Annotated in this window: 17 protein-coding genes and 1 tRNA gene; 8 read left to right on the top strand and 10 right to left on the bottom strand. The window is 67.7% G+C overall.

Translation table 11 applies throughout. The features are described from left to right. Nucleotides 1–2 precede the first annotated feature (2 nt). On the bottom strand, nucleotides 3–743 hold the full coding sequence (locus tag AB0F10_RS11045; RefSeq protein WP_360622458.1) for a nucleotidyltransferase domain-containing protein: 741 nt from the start codon (nucleotides 741–743) through the stop codon (nucleotides 3–5). A 45-nt stretch (nucleotides 744–788) separates the two neighbouring features. Here AB0F10_RS11045 and AB0F10_RS11040 point away from each other — a divergent pair, with 45 nt between their 5' ends. From AB0F10_RS11040 to AB0F10_RS11030, 3 genes are all read left to right on the top strand, one after another. Further along, entirely contained in the window at nucleotides 789–1,532 is a 744-nt protein-coding gene (locus tag AB0F10_RS11040) for a hypothetical protein (RefSeq protein WP_360622455.1), read from the top strand. Then, on the top strand, nucleotides 1,487–2,887 hold the full coding sequence (locus tag AB0F10_RS11035) for an NAD(P)/FAD-dependent oxidoreductase (protein WP_360622499.1): 1,401 nt from the start codon (nucleotides 1,487–1,489) through the stop codon (nucleotides 2,885–2,887). The genes AB0F10_RS11040 and AB0F10_RS11035 overlap by 46 nt, the downstream gene beginning before the upstream one ends. A gap of 47 nt (nucleotides 2,888–2,934) precedes the next feature. Further along, nucleotides 2,935–3,011 (top strand) — tRNA-Ile (locus AB0F10_RS11030). Nucleotides 3,012–3,642: 631 nt separating this feature from the next. Here AB0F10_RS11030 and AB0F10_RS11025 read toward each other — a convergent pair. From AB0F10_RS11025 to AB0F10_RS11005, 5 genes are all read right to left on the bottom strand, one after another. After that, nucleotides 3,643–4,095 (bottom strand): hypothetical protein, encoded by a 453-nt coding sequence (locus AB0F10_RS11025; protein WP_360622453.1) that lies wholly within the window; start codon nucleotides 4,093–4,095, stop codon nucleotides 3,643–3,645. Further along, nucleotides 4,092–4,319: a hypothetical protein gene (locus tag AB0F10_RS11020; RefSeq protein WP_360622451.1), complete on the bottom strand. Its 228-nt coding sequence runs from the start codon at nucleotides 4,317–4,319 to the stop codon at nucleotides 4,092–4,094. The genes AB0F10_RS11025 and AB0F10_RS11020 overlap by 4 nt, the downstream gene beginning before the upstream one ends. A gap of 949 nt (nucleotides 4,320–5,268) precedes the next feature. Continuing rightward, nucleotides 5,269–5,463, bottom strand: coding sequence for a hypothetical protein (locus AB0F10_RS11015; protein WP_360622449.1), 195 nt, complete (start codon nucleotides 5,461–5,463; stop codon nucleotides 5,269–5,271). A 379-nt stretch (nucleotides 5,464–5,842) separates the two neighbouring features. Then, a complete protein-coding gene (locus tag AB0F10_RS11010; RefSeq protein WP_360622447.1) occupies nucleotides 5,843–6,391 on the bottom strand; it encodes a hypothetical protein in 549 nt (182 codons plus the stop codon). 57 nt (nucleotides 6,392–6,448) lie between these two features. Continuing rightward, a complete protein-coding gene (locus tag AB0F10_RS11005; RefSeq protein WP_360622445.1) occupies nucleotides 6,449–6,862 on the bottom strand; it encodes a hypothetical protein in 414 nt (137 codons plus the stop codon). 120 nt (nucleotides 6,863–6,982) lie between these two features. On the opposite strand from AB0F10_RS11005, the gene AB0F10_RS11000 reads away from it, so the two are divergent. The 4 genes from AB0F10_RS11000 (at nucleotide 6,983) to AB0F10_RS10985 (ending at nucleotide 10,525) form a co-directional block, all read left to right on the top strand. Beyond that, nucleotides 6,983–7,426: an XRE family transcriptional regulator gene (locus tag AB0F10_RS11000; protein WP_360622443.1), complete on the top strand. Its 444-nt coding sequence runs from the start codon at nucleotides 6,983–6,985 to the stop codon at nucleotides 7,424–7,426. Between the two features lie 108 nt (nucleotides 7,427–7,534). Then, nucleotides 7,535–8,044, top strand: a complete 510-nt coding sequence (locus AB0F10_RS10995; protein ID WP_360622441.1) for a hypothetical protein — start codon at nucleotides 7,535–7,537, stop codon at nucleotides 8,042–8,044. 16 nt (nucleotides 8,045–8,060) lie between these two features. Beyond that, nucleotides 8,061–9,299 carry an MAB_1171c family putative transporter gene (locus tag AB0F10_RS10990; RefSeq protein ID WP_360622439.1) on the top strand — a complete coding sequence of 413 codons (1,239 nt, stop codon included), beginning with the start codon at nucleotides 8,061–8,063 and terminating at the stop codon, nucleotides 9,297–9,299. Between the two features lie 11 nt (nucleotides 9,300–9,310). Continuing rightward, nucleotides 9,311–10,525 carry a cytochrome P450 gene (locus AB0F10_RS10985; RefSeq protein WP_360622437.1) on the top strand — a complete coding sequence of 405 codons (1,215 nt, stop codon included), beginning with the start codon at nucleotides 9,311–9,313 and terminating at the stop codon, nucleotides 10,523–10,525. Nucleotides 10,526–10,558: 33 nt separating this feature from the next. Here the strand turns inward: AB0F10_RS10985 and AB0F10_RS10980 are convergent, their stop codons facing one another. The 4 genes from AB0F10_RS10980 to AB0F10_RS10965 all read right to left on the bottom strand — a co-directional run bounded on the left by AB0F10_RS10980 (nucleotide 10,559) and on the right by AB0F10_RS10965 (nucleotide 13,209). After that, on the bottom strand, nucleotides 10,559–11,020 hold the full coding sequence (locus AB0F10_RS10980) for a topology modulation protein (RefSeq protein ID WP_360622435.1): 462 nt from the start codon (nucleotides 11,018–11,020) through the stop codon (nucleotides 10,559–10,561). 138 nt (nucleotides 11,021–11,158) lie between these two features. Continuing rightward, the gene (locus tag AB0F10_RS10975) at nucleotides 11,159–11,707 is read right to left on the bottom strand and encodes a DinB family protein (RefSeq protein ID WP_360622433.1); all 549 of its coding nucleotides are present in this window, start codon (nucleotides 11,705–11,707) and stop codon (nucleotides 11,159–11,161) included. Nucleotides 11,708–11,994: 287 nt separating this feature from the next. Beyond that, a complete protein-coding gene (locus tag AB0F10_RS10970) occupies nucleotides 11,995–12,801 on the bottom strand; it encodes a class I SAM-dependent methyltransferase (protein ID WP_360622431.1) in 807 nt (268 codons plus the stop codon). Nucleotides 12,802–13,077: 276 nt separating this feature from the next. Continuing rightward, nucleotides 13,078–13,209, bottom strand: coding sequence for a hypothetical protein (locus AB0F10_RS10965; RefSeq protein WP_360622506.1), 132 nt, complete (start codon nucleotides 13,207–13,209; stop codon nucleotides 13,078–13,080). On the opposite strand from AB0F10_RS10965, the gene AB0F10_RS10960 reads away from it, so the two are divergent. Further along, on the top strand, nucleotides 13,194–13,607 hold the full coding sequence (locus tag AB0F10_RS10960; protein WP_360622429.1) for a GNAT family N-acetyltransferase: 414 nt from the start codon (nucleotides 13,194–13,196) through the stop codon (nucleotides 13,605–13,607). The genes AB0F10_RS10965 and AB0F10_RS10960 overlap by 16 nt on opposite strands. Nucleotides 13,608–13,658: the final 51 nt, after the last annotated feature.

Raw genomic sequence — 13,658 nt, 5'->3', positions numbered from 1 at the left:
CCTCAGGTGCCGGTGCGCCGCACCGCATCGCGGGCCCAGGCGGTGGTCCGGCGGGCATCGCGCCAGGCCACCAGGGCCGTCCGCAGCCGGGGCGACCGGACCTCCTCGCCTCGCCGCCGGGCCCGCAACTGGTCCCTGAGCCACGCCGGGGCGTCGGCCCGCTCGACCGCCGCGCTCTTGGTGAGAAGATCGCCGTCGCGCAGCGCATGCCGGCCCCGGGCCATCGACGTGAGACCGAGATCGGCCATGACGGGATCCCACCAGACCCAGGGGCGCCGCGCCGCCCAGGCCCAGTACCCGGTCAGCTCGGCGCGGGCGGCCTCGCGAACGGCGTCGTCGCTCATCGCCGGAAACACGTCCCGCGGCGGCCGGCCGAACACCGCGAACCCGTGCCGCACCAGCTCCGCCCTCGAGATCCCCGAGAGGATGCGCCGGACGAGAAGCCCGTGGGTCCACGTCGGATGCCGCGCCGCCGCCTCGGCGATCCGGCCCGCGTCGACGTACACGCATCCGAGCCGCGCACCCCGGCCGGCACCCGCGTCGATCCGCCGGTGCAGCGCCACGAGCGCGGCCCCGCGGTCGTCGTCCACCGGGCCGTCGACCAGCGCGACCAGGTCGAGGTCGCTGACGCCGGGACGATGGTCGCCGGTAGCCAGCGATCCCGCCACCAGCAGATCGCCGACCCACCCGAGCGACTCCAGCCGTCCGCCGAACTCGGCGACGACCGGCGGCAAGATCCCCATCGCGGCAGTCTACGAAGTGTCGTAGGCCGGCGATACGGTCCCGACATGCCGTCAGACCGCTCGCTCAACCCGCCACCGCCGCACGACGGCGACACGCTCGCCCAGGCCCGCGGCGACCGCTGGCTGCCCGAACCCCCGCTCACCGCCGTCGACGAGGCGGGCGAATTCATCGACCGGGTCGGGTTCGCGGTGCTGTTCCCCGCCGAGCGGATCGCCGCCCCATCGATGTGGGAGGCGGTCGCCGGCCCGGACGCCACCCCGTTCGCCACCGGCATGGGCAAACTCGAGGAACGAGTCTGGGGCTGGAAGGACGAGCTCCCCCGCACCGGCACCGCGTGGTATGGCAAATTCCTCTACAAACGGGCATCGCTGCTCTCGCCCGCCATGCTCGCCGCGTTGTACCCGGGCGACGGCGAGCCGACCGACCACGCCGGCCTCGACCTGCCCGACCAGGCCCACCGCATCGCCGAGGCGCTGCTGACCGGCCCGCTGCCCACCGCGGCGCTGCGCGAGATCGTCGGCGACCGCGCCCGCTACGACCGGGCGATGTCCGCCCTGCAGCGGCACCTGCTGGTCACCTCGGCCGGCGTCCAGGCACACCGCGCCGGCTGGCCGGCCACCGTCATCGACCTGACCTGCCGGCTGTTCGACGTCGGCGGCGGCACCGACCACGGCTACGCCACCGCCCGCTTCGCCGACACCATGATCGAGGCGACGCCGGCCGAGCTGTCCCGCGCCTTCGGCTGGCCCATCGCCACCGCACGCCGGCGGCTCGCCGCGCTGTCCTGACCTGCGGTTCATCGGTCTTTCCGCTGCCGGTGGCCGGGCCCGCCGCTAGGCTGGGCCTGCGTTGTTCGTCCCCCTGTGAGGTGCCCGTGTCGCAGCCCATGTCGGTGGACGTCGTCATCGTCGGCGGCGGCCTCGCCGGCCTCGCCGCCGCCCGGCGTCTCGACCGCGCCGGCGTCAACTGGCTGCTGGTGGAGGCCTCCGACCGCCTCGGCGGCCGGGTCGCCACCGACATCGTCGACGGCTGGCGGCTCGACCGCGGCTTCCAGGTCATCAACACCGCATACCCGCGGCTGTCCGCGCTCGTCGACATCGACATCCTGGACATGCGCTACTTCACCCCCGGCGTCCTGGTGCGCCGCGGCTCGTCACTGCACCGCCTCGAGAACCCGCTGCGCGACCCGATGGCCACGGCACAGACGCTGAGCTCCGGCGTCGGCTCCCTCGCCGACCGCCTGAAGTTCGCGGCGCTCGCCGCCCGCTGCGCCACATACGCGCCGGAACGGCTGCTGAACGCCCCGGAGATGACGACCCAGGAGGCGCTGCGCCGGGCGGGACTCTCGCACCGCATGATCGAAGAGGTGCTGCGGCCGTTCCTGTCGGGCGTCTTCGCCGACCGCGCCCTGGACACCTCCAGCCACGTGCTGGCGATGATCCTGCGCTCGTTCGCCCGCGGCCGCATCGGCGTACCGGCGGCCGGCATGGCCGCCCTTCCCGCCGCGATCGCCGGCCCCCTCCCATACCAGCAACTGCTGGTCGGCGCCCGCACGCTCTCGGTCGCCCCCGGCCTGGTGTTCACCGACAGCGGCGAGATCCACTGCCGCGCCGTCGTGGTAGCCACCGACCCGTCAACCGCCGCGACGCTCCTGCCCCAACTACCGAAACCGGACATGCGGGGCCTGACGACCTACTACTTCGCCGCCGACCAGGCCCCCATCAACGAGCCGACCCTGCTCCTGGACGGCGACCGCCGCGAAATCGTCGCGAACACCATCGTGCTGTCCAACGCCGCGCCGGAATACGCCCCAGGCGGAAAATCCCTGATCGCGGCCTCGTCGGTGGGCGTCGCGGCCCCGTCGGACGCCTCGGAGACGGTGATCCGGGTGGAACTGGCCCGGATCTACGGCACCCCCACCGACGACTGGGAGCTGCTGAGCGTGGTCCCGATAGCGGAAGCCCTGCCGGCGGCGACCGTCCCACAATCCCGCTTGCGCAAATCGGTGGCGCTGGGAGACGGTCTGTTTGTGGCAGGCGACCACCGCGACAGCCCGTCGATACAGGGCGCGCTGGCCGGCGGATGGCGTACGGCCGGCGCGGTCCTGGCATCCCTCGACGCCCTGACCGGCGCAGGTTTGTAGATCACTGGTCTGCCCCGGGCAGGTCGGGATAGGATCGCCGCCGGTACGGGGCGGTAGCTCAGTGGGTTAGAGCAGGGGACTCATAATCCCTCGGTCGCGGGTTCGAGTCCCGCCCGCCCCACCAGGTCAGAGGCGTTTTTCATCGACGTCCATCACTGTGACAGGGGTTCGGGGGACATTTGGGGGACATCTCCCTACCTTCGGAGGTTGGCTTGCTCGCACTGTTACCGAGTCGTGACCCGGTTCGGCGCAGTGGATCTATGGAGCTTTCATCGTCAGGGTCCGTGTTGAGTCGTGTTCGGCCCGTCCGGGTAATCGCCGGTGGTGGCTGCCTGGATTCTGCTGATTGCAGCGATGGTGGCTGGACCGGGCGCAACGTGATCGGCGGGACGGGTGCGTGGCCCCGGTGCCGGGAGCCGCGGAGCTTTCCGGGCAGGGGTCCGCCGTGTTTGTGCGGGTGCTGGCGAGGTCGGCGTATCGGCGACGGCGAGGCTGGGCGCACGAACGCGGTGACCGCCGCTCCACAGGTGCTCGACGGCAGGTGTTGGATGATTTGGTGCGGAGCGCACCTTTTCTCTGCAACGTCCGAGTGGTCGGGGTGAGACTGGTCGACGATGAACGCGCGCCTGCGAACCCGCCGTCGCCATGCTGGCCGCCACCGGGAGAACCACCTCGAACGGTATGCACGCCGCCATGGCCTGATCGACGGCGGATCCAACTTCACCTGCCTGTCAGACACTGACACCGAAGGGTCTCTAGACGAGCAGCGCCACCACACCGACAACGATGCCGGTCATGCCCAACGCCACGGCGACCACCGGGTGCATCAGCCAGCCCACCCAAGACGGACCAGTCCTAGAGAACCCGCCGATCAGCCGCTCAGGTGTGCGCCTTCCGGCGCGCCGCCATACGAGACCTGCTGCATCCGTGAACGTGAGGGTGATGAGCACTTCGTCTTCGGGGAATGGCTGATCCGGCCCGACAGGGAACGGTTGTTCGAAGAAGACATGGCTACGTTCCGATTCGGCAACCATGTCCAGCCGAGTCTTGCCCGTTGCGAGCTTCTTCCGGATTGGCGTGAGCTTGTGGTCCCTGAAAGCAACATGGACCTCTACGTCGAAGACCGGAGACCCGCTGAAATTGTCGACCTGCCAGGAGATCGTCTTCGCTGCAATTCTCGTTACAACGCCGGTGTCGTCGTCAGTCACGGAATCAAATCAACAGACGCGACAGTGCCGACGATAAGCCTGGCCTGAGCTCCAGCCGAGTCCGCCTGTTCTTCCCGACGGGCTCGGATCTCGTGACGCAACAGCCAGCCGGTGAACAAGACTGCCAGTGCGGACGTCACCGCAGCGGCCAGGCTGCCCCAACCCTGCATCCAGTCGGTGATGTTCGGTATTTCAGTGGCCAGCGGCCCACCGGTGTTTGGCATGTCGGCACACTGTTCCTAATGGTCGTCTACGTTGACGAGGGAACCCCGGGCAACCACAGCACGCCCCGTGCATTGCACGTGTCTGGCGACCGTTAAAGGTGCGGGGCACTGTCGCCTGCGGACAATGGTGAAAGCCTTATTTCCGGCGTCGCTCTCGTATCTGCTTCATTATTTCCGACATCGGATCGGGTGCTGGCGTATAGGAGATCGGCGAACGCCATTCCCAGTGACCGCGTTCCTCGCCGTCCGCCATCGGCCGGTCGCACGGGCATCCCCACGCTTCCACCGGATCTGTGGCAGTAGGCACCCAGAATCGGAATGCCACGTGGTCCACTTCCGGTTCGGTGCGGCCGGGCGGCCATTGCTCTATGTGGAACCGATACGCCCGGCCTGCGTGCAACAACAGGTTCAACGACAGCGGCACCCGCGCACCGCCTCGGTGCACCGCGTCGGCCCTGACCCGGTAGTCCCTTGGCACCGTCACCGTGCCGAACAGGTTGGGGGGGCAGCGATTCCCCGCGCGCGTTTTCTTCCAACGTCGTGACGATCGTCGGCACCGGCCCGGGGCTGAGCCGGTCGTGTTCCCGTTCCCGTTCCATCTGGGCGACGCCACCCGCCTCGCGAGCGGACTCCTGGGCGGCCGTCGCGGACAAATCGGCCGCCTTGACGGCGGCCTCTGCCGCGTCAGCCGTCCGGCGCGTCTCGTCCGCTGTGCGCCGCGTCTCTGCAAGGGCGGCCGGGACACGCGGAGGCTCTTCATGCCGAGCACCACTGACACCACTACAGCAACCATGGCGATGACACCAGCGACGGCCCCGTTCACATCGGGGAGGTTCCATCCATCCACGCCGCCGAACATAGAGGTCCGTGAGCTGCGCAGCCGTACGACTCGCCGGAGGGCGCGCGGTCACCGCCGGTTTCCCCGGGGAGTAACCCGCGCCCGGCTGGTCTACGCTGCCCGGCCCACGTAGTTATCGATCACCACCGTGGCGTCGTACGCGGTCACGGTCGCCTCTGCCGCGCCGGCCATCGCCACCACGTCGCCGCCGAAACCGCCGGACGACGTCGCTCCGGTCAACGGGTCTTCCACTTCGGCGTGGGCTCCCTCGGAATCGAACGTGCCGCGCGTGTCGGGTGCTTCCACCTGGACCACGGTGAGCTAGACGGCCGGTCCCGGCGGCACAAACGCGGCCTCATACGTCGCGTAGTGCACCGCGTGGACAGTCAATATCAGGGCGCAGAGAATGCGCCCACATGTCGGTAATTGCACAGCTGCCATTGTGCCTTGGGTCGGCCACCCGTTCGCCCGTTCGGGTACGTCGTCCTTGTGGACGATCCCGGTCTCGCGCCCGCACGATCGGCGCGCACATGTTCCCTGCCGCACACTAGTCCGGGCGCCGCGACGATCGCCGCCGCCAGACAGCGATCATGGCTCGCCATGGACCTAGCCGACGCGCTCGCCGGAACGTTCGGCCCCGGCCCCAGGTTGGCGCGGGCCGGGGCCTCAACCCGCTGGCAGGAGCCTAGTTGACCTCGCGCAAAGCCTCGCAGAAATCGTCGGCGGCCGACTCGTTCGGGGACCGCCGGTGCAACTCCACGTCCAGTTGCCGGGCCACCATCAGCAGAGACGGCAACGATTTCCGGCCCGCACCCAACGCGCCCACACCGGTCGTGACAGCCTGATCCAGGTCACCCGCGCGGGCCGCGACGGCAGCCAACGTCAGCCGAGCCTCGGCCATCCGCATCGGGCCTTTCTCGCCGTCCGGCCCGGCACCCAACGTCAGCACCGTCCGGGTGTGATGCGCGGCCAACTGGTCATCCCCTGCTAAGCGGTAGGCGTCCATCGCGTAGAAATCCCACTTGTGAGGGTCCACGACGAAATGGTGATCGGGTCGGTCTGGTGTCGCCATCGAATCCAGTAAGGTCCGGCCCCGGGCCAGCGCGTCCCGCAATCCGGCCACGTCACCCAGACGAGCGAACGCCTTCGCCTCCTGCCCGGCTAACTGCACGGCCGCCGACCCGCCCGGCGCGACTGCCTGGCCGGTCTGCGGTCTTTGGGCTCTATTGAACATTGGCCCCCACCGTGCGGTGGGAGGCCAATGTCCTGCTTGCTTCTGGGACGACTTGCCCTACAGGCCGGTTCGCCTGTATTTGGTGACGCCGAACCTGGCCGTGTCTGGAATGTGTCCACCGGCCGCCGTGTCGACATCCCCCCTATGCCCGTCGGTGTCGGACGTGTCGCGGCTGGCGAGACCGAGTAAGAAGGCGTCGACAACCGGCCGGGGATCGGTCGGCTGCGCCTCGATGCTCCGCGCGAGACGGGCGGTGGTGAGAAAGCTGGCCGTCAGGAGCAAAATGACCGCCAGTCCTAGCAGGACTCGGAACGATGCCGCCCGAGCGTTCTGGTACAGATCCAGCGCCGGCATCGCTTCCGTACCGAGGGCCAGCGCCCCGGCGGCGATGCCGCAGATTCCCAGTAGTACCGGAGTCGATGTTAGGCGCACCTTACTCTCATCCTCCGTGCTGTAAGATTTAACCCCCACGTGGTCTATGGTAGACGAGTTCTCGCAAAATTCGGCAACTACTTCTTACGACCGCGAGCGGGGCTCGCGTTGAGTAAAGATCCACAGTGTAAGATTCACACTCCGCATCGGAGGAGGGCAATGGCTCCCGCAGGCGCACCACTGCCTCCGCGGACCCTCGCGGACAAACTTCGGCATCTCGTCGAAACGGTTCACCCACCTAGCAGGGGCCCGTTCTCGTTCCGGGAGATCGCCGAAGAGATCCGGAAGCGACAACGACCCGGTGAGCGAACCATCTCGCACACTCAGATCGCCGACCTGTGTTCGGGACGCAGCGCAAACCCGCAGCAGGCGACGTTGACGCTGCTGGCGGGGTTCTTCAAGGTCCCCGTTGCGTACTTCTTCGATGAGACCGTCGAGCAGCACCTCAACGAGCAGCTGGATGTGGTGGCGGCGTTGCGGGACACCCGGGCGCAGCAGTTGGCACTGCGCCTGAACGGCTTGTCGCCCAAGAGTATTGACCTGGTCGCCGACATGATCAAGCGGGTCCGCGAGTTGGAGGGCCTCGACGACGATCCGAGCTGACGTGTCGGTGGAGCGCACCGGGGACTCTTGGGGAGGCGACCGTGCACGCCGGAAAGCCGTTGCCGCTGCACGACGACTCTGTGAAGAATGCCGGACCGGGGGAGCGACATGAAGCGGCGAGGGCAGCGGCAACGATGCCGGGACATCGTCCGCGATCTCGACATTCCGTCACCATTTGACGTCCAGGAGTTGTGCCGACGCCTCGGTGACAAGCGCGGCCGGTCGATCCTGCTGCTGCCGATGGACCTACCTCCGGACAGTCCATGCGGTCTATGGATGTCCACCGAGCAGCAGGACTATGTGTTCTTCCAAAAGGCCACCAGTGGGCCGCACCAACTGCTGATCATCTTGCACGAAATCGGCCACCTGCTCTGCAACCATCACGTTGGCTCCGTGCTCAGCGACGACCTTTCCGCCCTGTTGGCCCCCGACCTGGACCCAGGCCTGATCAAAACCATGCTGGGCCGAAGCCACTACTCGCAGGAGTCGGAACACGAAGCCGAAACCATCGCCACCCTGATCCTCGGACAGGTCAGCCGCTTCTCACCAGAGGAGACCTTCGAGGTACCGGCTGAGGTAGCCGACGTCGTCGGCCGGATCAGCCGCTCATACCCCTGACACGGAACCGGAGCAGATGAACCCCACGATCAACGACATCCTCTACCCCATCGCCGCGGCGCTCGCCGGTATGGCCATGCTGTTCAAGCTCATTGGCCTGAGGAAGAACCGTGACGCCGCTTCGGTGACCCTCTGCCTCTCTTTCGGCCTCCTCGCGATCATCTTTGCCCTCTCGACGCCCTCGGTGTGGGCGGCCTTCGACCGCGCGCTCGGCGTGCCGAACCTCGCGGCTCTGGTAACCCAGAGCATTGTCATCGCCGACTCAGCAGCTCTGCAGGCCCTGATGCTGTTCTGGATGTATCCCCGGACCCAGGCATGGCGCAAGATCCGATTCCGGGCGACCCTGCTGACCGGGGTGCTGCTCGTGATGAGCGCCCTGTTCCTCATGACGCCGGCCGCGACTGAACGCACCCGGGACTTCGTTGCCACCCACGCACACCTCCCCACATACTCGCTGTACCTGCTGGTGTATCTGGCCGCCTACACGATCACCCGAATCGACATCCTGCGTATGTCCTGGCGCTATGCACCTGTCGCGGGTGCACCGTGGCTACGCCGAGGTCTGCGCATCTTCGGGCTCGGCGCGATCTGCGGGCTGTTCTATGCCGCGGCCCGCATCACCGATGTCGTGGCCGCGGTCGTGGGCTGGGACCCGAGCCGGTGGGAGAACGTGGCGCGTCTCGGCGCCAGCATCGGCGCGATCGTCACGATTGTCGGCCTCACCATCCCGGGCTGGGGACCGAATCTGTCACGGGTGGCCGAATGGTTCGGTAGTCAACGCGCTTATCGGCAGTTGTACCCGCTGTGGTCCGCGTTGCACCGTGCCGTTCCTGGCATCGCCCTGGATCCGCCGTCGCGCAATGAGTGGCTCTACCGCTACGCGGTACGCGCCGTGAAGTTCAAGCTCACCCGCCGCGCCGTCGAAATTCGCGATGGTCGCCTGGCGCTTCGCGACCACTTCGACGCGCGGGTCGAGTCGGCCGCCCGGCAGGCGGCCGCTGAGCGCAATCTCGACGACTCGCAGCTGTCGACTGTGGTGGAGGCCGCCGTGCTCGCCGGCGCGGTGCGCGCTATGCAACGCGACGAGCTGCCGGTGGAGCCTGTCCTGCTCGATGTGGATGGCGACGGTGACCGGACGGACATGGCCACCGAGGTGAAGTGGCTGGTGGAGGTGTCGCTGGCTTTCGACCGCTCACCTGTCGTCGCCGCAGCTCTGGCCGCGGATGCCCCGCAATCCGCTCCCCAAGCCGCCTAGGAGGTGATCACATGGCAACGGTGTTAAACGAGCAAGACCCCTTCGCACTGGTGAACGATCCCGGATTCATGGCTGACCCGTATCCGGCGTACGCATTGCTCAGGACGGCCGGGCCGGTGCGCTGGGCCACTACGCCGGACGGGTCGCCGGTGTGGCTCGTCACCCGCTACGCCGACGTGCGCCCCCTGCTCAACGACCCGCGACTGTCGATCAGCAAACGCAACTCCTCGGGCGGAGGCTATCGCGGCTTCGCGTTGCCCCCGTCGCTGGACGAGAACCTGGCCAACATCGACCCTCCCGACCACACGCGCCTCCGGCGCCTGGTATCGCGCGAGTTCACCGCTCGCCGGGTGGAAGAACTCCGTCCATTCATCCAAATCCTGACCAACCAGATGCTCGATCGCGTCGCCGGTCAAGGCCACGTCGATCTGATGACCGCGCTGGCGTTGCCACTGCCGCTGACGGTCATTGGCGAACTCCTCGGCGTGCCAAACAGCGAGGGAGAGCGGTTCCGCAACTGGACCTCCACACTGCTCGCGCCCAAGCCCGGCCAGCCCCCGGAACGAGCCAAGGAAGCCGTCACCGGCCTTCACCAACTCCTGATCGATATGGTCGCAGGCAAGCGGGCCAAGCCCGGTGAAGACCTGATCTCCGCGTTGATCAGCATGCGCGACGAAGACGGAGACCGGCTCAGCGAGGACGAGCTGACCTCGCTAGCGTTCCTGATCCTCTGGGCCGGCTACGAGACGACCGTTCACCTGATCGGCAACGGAGTCCTGGCGCTGCTCACCCACCCCGATCAGCTCGCCCGCCTACGCGCGCAGCCAGGTCTGATGCCCTCGGCGGTGGAGGAAATGCTGCGCTTCGCTGGGCCAAACCCCTTCGCCATCCGCCGGTTCCCCCTCGAGGACCTCCAGGTCGGCGAACACATCATCCCCACAGGCGACACCGTCCTGCTGTGCCTGGCCGCCTCGCACCGTGACCCGAGCCGCTTCCCCGACGCCGACCTGTTCGACGTCGGACGTGAGGACAACGCCCATCTCGCATTCGGCCACGGAATCCATCACTGCCTCGGCAGTGCCCTAGCCCGGTTGGAGACCGAGATCGCAGTAGGCACCCTGGTGAGCCGGTTCCCTGACCTGGCGCTCAACACACCGGTCGACCAGCTCGCCTGGCTTCCATCATTTCGTAGCCGAGGTCTACAGGAGTTGCCCCTGACGTTCTGAACGCCGGGTCGGTGGCGTACCGGGCAAGGCCGGTCATCCGCGCCTCCCGATGTCGCGCTGGCGGCGGGTCTCGGTCACGAATCGGCGTACGGCGCGTCGGCTGCGCAGGTGCAGCACGGTGGCGTCCCGGCCGTGCTCGCTGATGCACCGCACGACCCTGGGCAGGTGCCGAGCGCGGTAGGTCATCACGTACCGCAGGACCTCACCGGTGATGCGGTCGAAGACCTCGTCGGAATGTTGGCCGCCGAGGTAGCGCAGCCGCCGGCGCAGGATCCTCAGAAGGCAGACGAGCGGGTGCGGGTCGACCACGATGATCGTGTCGGCCGCCGCAGCCCGGATAGGCAGGGTGGCCAGGCTGTTCCCGTCGATCACCCACGCCGTACCGGCGACCGCCTCGCGTTGCGCCGCCTCGAAGTCGTCGTCGGATACGAGGGTCCAGCCGTTTGCTGCTACGAGTTGGCAGCCTGGGGGGTCGTCACGGGGCAGAACCGCCAACTACGTAGTGTGATGATCACCGGTGCCGGTGGCATCCGGATCTGCCGATGAGCGCGCATCGGGATCTGCTTGAAGGCAGTCTCGGCGCGGCGACGCCCGCAACCGCGGCGCGTTCTCCGACATGCTCGCCGCTGCGTGTCATTTCCCGTTGGTTGCCCGGTAGAGGTCGCGTAGCGCGCCGATCTCGCCGCCGTGGTGCATGACTTCGCGGTTGATGTGGACGATTAGGGCGATCATCGGTTCCTTGGCGAAGAAGGCGCCTTTGGGGCCGAGCGGGCGTTCGAGCTCGGTCCGATCGAGGGCCGTGATGGCGGTGTGCCAGTCGCGGTAGGAGTCGGCGAGGAGTTGCAGCGCGCCCTCGGCCGTGCCGGGCAGCTCGGCGGGCTGGTGGACAGGGTGGAACATGTGCTTGTCGGTTTCGGGCCCGAAGAACGCGCTGGTCCGAGTCGACATCGCGGTGGCGACGTGGATGATGCGCCAGGCGAGCGTAGTGAGCGGCGGCGGGTTGGGCTCCGGCTGGGCCATGTCGAGGACAAACTTGCCGTTTCCATCGCTCCGCAGAGACCAGCACCCGTCCGCCGGCTCCCAGAAATATTCGTCGTCGGTGAGCCCGGCCACGCGCGGCCAGAGATTGGCGTCCCAGTAGAACTCGAGCTGCGAAACAATGAGCCCTGCATAGTTGATCATGAATCCTCCTCGACCGCCACATCCTTCCGGCGCGGTCGCCGCGTTCGCAAGTCCGGCCCGCAGGTCGACACGTCAAGCTGCTACCGCGTCGCGCTGCCGCGTGTCACCAGCGGCTCAATGACGATGCCCGCCTTGATCGTCACAACGGACCGTATCTCCATCCCATCGCAGCGATCACGTGCGCGGATCTGCCGCCGAGCGCGCTGCGGGCCGGTGGAGAGCCGTCACGTCGTGTGACGCCGACCTGGGTCGGTCCGGCGCACGCTCGCGCCGAGAACAGTGTGCGGCTAAGCCCGTTGCCGGGAGCTGACTGGTTGCTTCTGAGCAAGTGCGAGGAGGTGCGCACTGGTATTGATCAATAGCGGGTCTCGTTCGACGAGGCGAGCGCAGCGCAGCGCCGCATCGACTCGGTTGTCGAACACCGGCAGGCCAGCGGTGTCCAACGCGGGCCAGGCGGGGCCTTCAACGCCGTAGACGGTAACCTCGGTCAGCCCGGCACTGCGGACCTCGGTCGCGAGTTCCTCGGCGGTGTGGAAATGCGCTGTTACGAAGCCGACGTGTCCGTCGTAATCACCAGCAGTGATCGCCGCACGCACAGCCGGCTCCAGGGCCCCGGTCAGACGGCCGTCGGCGCCCAGTTCCAGGAGCGACAAGTAGCGGCTGATGCCGGCGGCGGCCAGGATTCCGCCCGGACGCAGCACTCGGACGGCCTCGTCCAGGGCGCGGGCGCGGTCAGCAGAATCGGTCAGGTGGTACAGCGGGCCGAGCAGTAGTACGACGTCGGCGCTGTCGTCGAGGAAGTCGAGCGCGCGGGCGTCGCCCAGTTGCGCGGTGACGCCGGGACGCGCTGCGGCGCTTTGGACGTGAGCGGGCACCGGATCGATGACGTGCACCGTATGCCCGTCTGCCGCCAACCACGCCGCGTGGACGCCCGTGCCACCGCCGACGTCGACAACGTAACGGCCCGAGGCTGGCAACCATCGCCGGATCAACTCCTGGGTGCGCAGATACTCCAGGCGTCCATGGGCCGACCGGCGTAGCCGCGTGTCCTCGACACAGTCAACGCCGTAATGCTCTACCAGTTCCCGGTTCATTGCCCCATATTGATCACTGCCTGTACGAGACGCCAGTGATTTCGGGATGACGGAGCCCTCGGACCAGACCGACCTCGGCAGGTCCTCTGGCCGTGCCGCGTGAACATCCCGACGTCGAGTCGCGCGTATCCGCATCTGCCGCTGTCATCGCGCGGGCCGCTAGGCGCGCCATCACTGTCCGTGTCGGCCGAGCCGATGATCGCGTACACGACTTTGCCGACGGCGGACTCGTGATCATGCGGTGACGATTGATCACCCGCGCCTGCCTGAGGCTTCTCAGACATCGATCGATAGGTCCCATACGCGATCCATGGCGAGCTCGGGGGTTTCAGGGATTTTGACACCATTGCCGAGCGTCTCGGCGATGGCCCGCGCCAGACGCGCGCGGATCGGTGAGACCCGCTGCATCGCCCGGACGAGAGTGCCGTTGGTGTTCAGGCAGGGGAGCACGGCCAGCCATTCGCCGATCGGGCCGGGTTGGCGTGGCCAGCATCTACCTCGACATCGCTTCGGTGCGCTTCGGTCGTCGCGCCTCGATCGAGGATCTCGCGGTACGCCGCGAATGGCGCTCCCGAGGCATCGGTGCCAGCCTGCTGACGACCGCCAAAGCGTGGACGCAGGAACACGGCGCCGACTACGTCTTTCTGGAGTCCGGCGCGAACCGAGGCGCACCGCTTCTACCTTCGCCAAGGTGCGACCCAGGCGGCCGCAGCGTTCCGGTGGACCATTGGACAGTCCCGCTGAGGGGTCTCGGAACGCGATCGCGGTATCCGCTTCTGCCGCCGACAACGCGCGCGTCGACCTGAAGACGGTATGATCAAGCGTTACGACGTTGCGCCCTCCCTGGTTGGACGGGG

Origin of the sequence: Actinoplanes sp. NPDC026623, assembly GCF_040638275.1 — a bacterium.
GTDB lineage: Bacteria > Actinomycetota > Actinomycetes > Mycobacteriales > Micromonosporaceae > Actinoplanes.
Note: the sequence above shows the minus strand (reverse complement) of the source record. Positions and strands in the feature narration are given on the sequence as shown.

What these genes read in the sequence shown, in the direction of transcription:
- AB0F10_RS10985 (WP_360622437.1), top strand. Translation starts at nt 9,311, where the DNA reads ATGGCAACGGTGTTAAACGAGCAAGACCCCTTCGCACTGGTGAACGAT.
- AB0F10_RS10975 (WP_360622433.1), bottom strand. Translation starts at nt 11,707, where the DNA reads ATGATCAACTATGCAGGGCTCATTGTTTCGCAGCTCGAGTTCTACTGG.
- AB0F10_RS10970 (WP_360622431.1), bottom strand. Translation starts at nt 12,801, where the DNA reads ATGAACCGGGAACTGGTAGAGCATTACGGCGTTGACTGTGTCGAGGAC.
- AB0F10_RS11000 (WP_360622443.1), top strand. Translation starts at nt 6,983, where the DNA reads ATGGCTCCCGCAGGCGCACCACTGCCTCCGCGGACCCTCGCGGACAAA.
- AB0F10_RS11040 (WP_360622455.1), top strand. Translation starts at nt 789, where the DNA reads ATGCCGTCAGACCGCTCGCTCAACCCGCCACCGCCGCACGACGGCGAC.
- AB0F10_RS10995 (WP_360622441.1), top strand. Translation starts at nt 7,535, where the DNA reads ATGAAGCGGCGAGGGCAGCGGCAACGATGCCGGGACATCGTCCGCGAT.
- AB0F10_RS11010 (WP_360622447.1), bottom strand. Translation starts at nt 6,391, where the DNA reads ATGTTCAATAGAGCCCAAAGACCGCAGACCGGCCAGGCAGTCGCGCCG.
- AB0F10_RS10965 (WP_360622506.1), bottom strand. Translation starts at nt 13,209, where the DNA reads ATGCAGCGGGTCTCACCGATCCGCGCGCGTCTGGCGCGGGCCATCGCC.
- AB0F10_RS11020 (WP_360622451.1), bottom strand. Translation starts at nt 4,319, where the DNA reads ATGCCAAACACCGGTGGGCCGCTGGCCACTGAAATACCGAACATCACC.
- AB0F10_RS10990 (WP_360622439.1), top strand. Translation starts at nt 8,061, where the DNA reads ATGAACCCCACGATCAACGACATCCTCTACCCCATCGCCGCGGCGCTC.
- AB0F10_RS11045 (WP_360622458.1), bottom strand. Translation starts at nt 743, where the DNA reads ATGGGGATCTTGCCGCCGGTCGTCGCCGAGTTCGGCGGACGGCTGGAG.